4 protein-coding genes and 1 pseudogene are annotated in these 5,182 nt (G+C 76.1%); 4 read left to right on the top strand and 1 reads right to left on the bottom strand.

Annotation, left to right across the window (positions count from 1 at the left end):
• Positions 1-418: pseudogene (locus tag ACYVI6_RS17945) on the top strand (hypothetical protein); the annotation flags it as partial.
• A 10-nt stretch (positions 419-428) separates the two neighbouring features.
• Positions 429-1,337, top strand: coding sequence for a hypothetical protein (locus ACYVI6_RS17940; RefSeq protein ID WP_460447669.1), 909 nt, complete (start codon positions 429-431; stop codon positions 1,335-1,337).
• Between the two features lie 103 nt (positions 1,338-1,440).
• On the opposite strand, the gene aqpZ is transcribed toward ACYVI6_RS17940, so the two are convergent.
• Positions 1,441-2,199 carry an aquaporin Z gene (gene aqpZ / locus ACYVI6_RS17935; protein WP_460447668.1) on the bottom strand — a complete coding sequence of 253 codons (759 nt, stop codon included), beginning with the start codon at positions 2,197-2,199 and terminating at the stop codon, positions 1,441-1,443.
• Between the two features lie 141 nt (positions 2,200-2,340).
• On the opposite strand from aqpZ, the gene ACYVI6_RS17930 reads away from it, so the two are divergent.
• Both ACYVI6_RS17930 and ACYVI6_RS17925 read left to right on the top strand, forming a co-directional pair.
• Positions 2,341-3,567, top strand: a complete 1,227-nt coding sequence (locus ACYVI6_RS17930) for a saccharopine dehydrogenase family protein (protein ID WP_460447667.1) — start codon at positions 2,341-2,343, stop codon at positions 3,565-3,567.
• A 375-nt stretch (positions 3,568-3,942) separates the two neighbouring features.
• The coding region (locus tag ACYVI6_RS17925; protein WP_460447670.1) for a DEAD/DEAH box helicase at positions 3,943-5,182 on the top strand (1,240 nt) is incomplete at its 3' end.

The following is a 5,182-nucleotide window of genomic DNA, read 5'->3' as shown; positions in this document are numbered from 1 at the left end:
CGGGCTGCTCGGCGCCGCCGACGTCGAGGCGCCCGACCGGCTCGACGCCGCGGCGCTGCAGGTCGGGGCCCTGCCGCCCGGCCTCGAGGTCAGCGGCGCCGGCCCCACCGGCGACGACGTCGTGCTGCGGGTGCGCGACGACGCCGACCCGGCCGCGGTCTGGGCCGCGGCGACGCGGTACACCGCCGCGGCGACCGGCGAGCTGCTCGACCTCGTGCACCAGGTCGTACCCGCCCACCGACGAGCCGTCGCGAGCGGCGGCTGGACGCGGATGGCCAGCGTGCGCGCGGCCAAGTCCGCCGTGATCGACCACCTCGAGTTCTCGGACGTCGCCGAACCCGGCGTCCTCGGCGCCGCCGTCCTGGCGGAGCAGGCGGCCGATGCCGTCGTCGCCGACCCCGTCGCAAGCCCCCTCTAGAAGGAGCAGCATGACCACCACGACCAAGCCGGTCCGCACCCTCGCCGACATCGCGGCGCCGAACGGCGTGTTCTCGATCATCGCGATGGACCAGCGCAACACGCTGCGCCGCATGTTCACCGCCGTCGGCATCGAGGCGAGCGACGCCGACATGGTGCAGGCCAAGACCGACGTCGCCCGCGCCCTGAGCCCGCTGGCCAGCGGCATCCTGTTCGACCCGACCTTCGGGGTGCCCGCGGTCACCGGCAACGACGCGCTGGCCGAGAGCTGCGGCCTGCTGGTCGCCTCCGAGCCGGCCGAGCGCGGCAAGCACGGCGTCGAGCCGGTGACCCACCGCGACCCGCAGCTCGACAGCCGCTGGGTGCTCGAGCAGGGCGGCGACGCCAACAAGTTCTTCGCCCAGCTGCGCGCGGACCGCCCGCTCGCCGGCCGCGACCTGGTCACCGAGTGCCTGGACGCCGTGCGCGAGGTCGTCGCCGACTGCGCCGAGGTCGGCATCCCGTCGGTCATCGAGAACCTCGTCTACCCGCTCGACGGCGAGGACTTCTCCGGGAAGCGCCGCGAGGACGCGATCATCGAGTCGGCTCGCGCGCTGAACGAGATCGACTGCGACCTGCTGAAGCTGGAGTACCCGGGGTCGCCCGAGGGCTGCCGCCGGCTCGCCGAGGTGCTCGACCGCCCCTGGGCCGTGCTCTCGGCCGGCGTGCCGTTCGACGACTTCACCAAGGTGCTCGAGGTCGCGTTCGACGAGGGCGGCGCGTCGGGCTTCATCGCCGGCCGCTCGGTGTGGCGCGAGTCGCTGCCGCTGCAGGGCCAGGAGCGCACGACCTTCCTGCAGGACGTCGCGCTGCCGCGCCTCGAGCGCCTGGTGTCGGTCGCCGCCGACCGCGCGCGCCCCTGGACCGACGTCCGCGCCTGACCGACTCGGATCGATTCGGATCGATTCGCATCGATCCGGATCGGCCCACGATCGCCCCGCGCCCGGTGTCCCTCGCAGACGCCGGGCGCGGGTGCCAGGGGCGTCAGGCGGCCGTGGCCTCCTCGAGGCTCGTCGGGTCGTCGTGCCGGCCGAGCAGCAGGCCGTACGCGACGCCGGCGACGACCGCGCCCACGAGCGGGGCGAGGACGAACAGCCACAGCTGGCCGATCGCGTCACCGCCGGCGAAGAGCGCCGGGCCGATGGAGCGCGCCGGGTTCACCGAGGTGTTGGTGACCGGGATCGTCACCAGGTGGATGAGGGTGAGCGCCAGCCCGATGGCGATCGGGGCGAACCCGCGCGGGGCGCGCGTGTCGGTCGCGCCCAGGATCACCAGCACGAAGAACGCGGTCATCACGACCTCGGCGACCAGTGCGGCGAGCAGCGAGTAGCCGCCGGGGGACCGGTCGCCGTACCCGTTCGTCGCGAAGCCCGAGCCCGAGGCGCTGAACCCCTGCTGCCCGTCGGCGATCACCCAGAGCACAGCGGCCGCGACGACCGCCGCGACGACCTGGGTCACGACGTACGCCGGCACGTCGCGCCAGGCGAACCGCCTGGCCGTGGCGAGCCCGACCGTCACAGCGGGGTTGAAGTGGCCGCCCGACACGTGACCGACGGCGTACGCCATCGTCGTCACGGAGAGGCCGAACGCCAGTGCGACGCCGACGAACCCGATGCCGAGGTGCACGTCGTCGTCCGACAGGAAGCCCGCCGCCAGCACCGCCGAGCCGCAGCCGGTGAGAACCAGCCAGAACGTGCCGAGGAACTCCGCAGCCAGCCGCTGCGTCACCGAGACCCGGTCCATCGCGCCACCCCTGACGTCCGGTCGCCGCCGGTCGGACGACTCCGTCGGCAGCCTGGCACCGCTGCAGGCGGCGCGACAAGGACCGGCGCGAACGCCGCGCGACCTGCTGCCCGCCGGCGGCGCGACCCGTACCGTGCACGGATGAGCGAGCGCGCGCACGACGTCGTGCTGTACGGCGCCACGAGCTTCGTCGGCGCCCTGACGGCCGAGCACCTGTCCCGGCACGCGCCGCCAGGCACCCGGGTCGCGCTGGCCGGCCGGTCCCTCGAACGGTTGCAGCAGCTGCGGTCCGGGCTGCCGGACGTCGCCCGCGACTGGCCGCTGGTCGTGGCCGACGCCACCGACGAGCGAGCACTGGCCGGGCTCGCGGCGTCGACCCGCGCGGTCGCCTCGACGGTCGGCCCCTACGCGCGCCACGGCCTGCCGCTCGTCGAGGCCTGCGCCGCCGCCGGCACCCACTACGCCGACCTCACCGGCGAGGTGCAGTTCGTGCGCGCGGCCATCGACCGCTGCGACGCGCCGGCGAGGGCGTCCGGTGCCCGGCTGGTGCACGCCTGCGGCTACGACTCGGTGCCGTCGGACCTCGCGGTGCTGCTGCTGGCCGAGCAGGCGGGGGCGGACGGCGCCGGCGGGTTGACCGACGTCACGACCCGGGTGCGGCTTCGCGGTGGCGTCAGCGGCGGCACGATCGCCTCCATCCGCTCCGAGGTCGAGGCCGTGCGCACCGACCGCGCGGCGGCCCGCCTGGCCCGCGACCCCTTCGGCCTCAGCCCGAACCGCGACGCCGAGCCCGACGTGCCGCAGCCGCCGGACGTCGCGCCGCCCGCCCCCGTCGGCGGCCGGTGGACCGCGCCGTTCGTGATGGCGTCGTACAACACCCGGATCGTGCGACGCAGCAACGCGTTGAGCGGCTGGAGGTACGGCCGCGGCCTGCGCTACCGCGAGGTGCTCGACGTCGGCCGCGGACCGGTCGGGGCCCTGACCGCGGCCGGGGTGAGCGCCGGGCTCGGCGCCCTGGTGGGCGCGATGCTGTTGCCGCCCGGGCGCGCGCTGCTCGACCGCGTGCTGCCCGGTGCTGGGCAGGGCCCCTCGCAGCAGACCCGCGACGCCGGCTGGTTCCGGCACGAGACGCTGGCGGTCACCGAGAGCGGACGCCGGTACCTGGCCACGGTCTCGGCCCAGGGCGACCCCGGGTACGCCGCCACGGCGGTGATGCTGGGGGAGGCGCTGCTGGCGCTCGGGCTCGACGAGCTGCCGCCCTGCGCCGGCTCCCTGACACCCGCCACCGCCGTGGGTGACGCCCTCGCCGCGCGGCTGCGGGCGGCCGGCCACCGGTACGACGTCCGCGAGGTCGAGCCCGCCCGCTGACCGTCGCCGGCTCGCCCGACCCGCCGATCGGCGGGGGGCTGGTCGGCCGCGGCCGCGGCGTAGGGCACACTGGAGGCTGCGGTCGTCGTGGGACATCCACCCCGGCCGCGGTCGAGTGCAGCGCCCCATGAGGCGCGAGGAACGCCGCAGAGCAACCGCGGGCCGCCCAGTGCATCACCGGCCACCCGCGTTCTCTCGAGAGGCTGTACCCCAGTGCCCCGATCCACCACGCCCCGTCGCGCCACCGCGCCCGCCGGCACCTCCACCACCCCCGCGACGCCGACGACCCCGGCCACCCCGGACGCCGCGCCCGCCGCCCCGCTCGGCCAGGCGGGCACCCGCTCGTTCGCCGATCTCGGCGTGCCGGACGCCCTGGTGCGCTCGCTGGCCACCCGCGGCATCACCTCCCCGTTCCCCATCCAGGCCGCGACGCTGCCCGACTCGCTGGCCGGCCGCGACGTGCTCGGCCGCGGCCGCACCGGCAGCGGCAAGACCGTCGCCTTCGCGCTGCCGACCATCGCGACGCTGCAGCGCACCGCGAACCCCCGCCGCGCCAACCGGCCGCGCGCCCTCGTGCTGCTGCCGACCCGCGAGCTGGCCAACCAGGTCGCCGACACGCTGCGCCCGCTGGCCGAGGCCGTCGGCATGAAGCTCACCACCGTCTACGGCGGCGTCGGCCAGAACCCCCAGGTCACCGCGCTGCGGGCCGGCGTCGACGTGCTCGTCGCCTGCCCCGGCCGGCTCGAGGACCTCATCGGCCAGGGCCACGTGCACCTCGACGCGATCGAGGTCACCGTGCTCGACGAGGCCGACCACATGGCCGACCTCGGCTTCCTGCCCGGCGTGAAGCGACTGCTCGACCGCACCCCGACGGGCACCCAGCGGCTGCTGTTCTCGGCGACGCTCGACAACGGCGTCGACGTGCTCGTGAAGCGCTACCTGCGCAACCCGGTCACGCACTCGGTCGAGGCCGCGAAGGCCGACACCGCCGCGATGGAGCACCACGTGCTCGCCGTGTCGGCCGCCGACAAGCCGGCCGTCGTGCGCGAGCTCGCCGCCGGCCAGGGCCGCAGCCTGCTGTTCATGCGCACCAAGCACACCGCCAAGAAGCTCGCCAAGCAGCTGACGGCGGCCGGCATCCCGGCGGTCGAGCTGCACGGCAACCTGTCGCAGGGTGCCCGCGAGCGGAACCTCGCGGCGTTCGGCGAGGGCGACGTGCGGGTGCTGGTGGCCACCGACATCGCGGCCCGCGGCATCCACGTCGACGACGTCGGCCTGGTCGTGCACGTCGACCCGCCGGCCGAGCACAAGGCGTACACCCACCGCTCCGGCCGGACGGCGCGCGCCGGTGCCGCCGGTCTCGTCGTCACCCTCATGACGCCCGACCAGCGCGGCGACGTCCGCACGCTCACCCGGCAGGCGGGCATCACCCCGCGCCAGGTGGCCGTGACCCCCGGCGACGCCGTGATCACCGAGCTCACCGGCCCCGCCGCCGCGTACGTGACGCCGGCACCGGTCGAGGCCCCGCAGCCGCAGGGCCAGGGCCGCGGTGGCCGCCGCGGTGGCAGCAGCCCGCAGGGCGGTGGCCAGGCCCGCGCGGCCCAGGCGCCCGCGG

Source organism: Angustibacter aerolatus (assembly GCF_054776675.1).
The sequence above is the reverse complement of the archived record's forward strand: the minus strand, read 5'-3'. Positions and strand labels throughout refer to the sequence as shown.

Coding starts and splice junctions, on each gene's coding strand:
- ACYVI6_RS17940 (WP_460447669.1), top strand. CDS start 429: ATGACCACCACGACCAAGCCGGTCCGCACCCTCGCCGACATCGCGGCG.
- aqpZ (WP_460447668.1), bottom strand. CDS start 2,199: ATGGACCGGGTCTCGGTGACGCAGCGGCTGGCTGCGGAGTTCCTCGGC.
- ACYVI6_RS17930 (WP_460447667.1), top strand. CDS start 2,341: ATGAGCGAGCGCGCGCACGACGTCGTGCTGTACGGCGCCACGAGCTTC.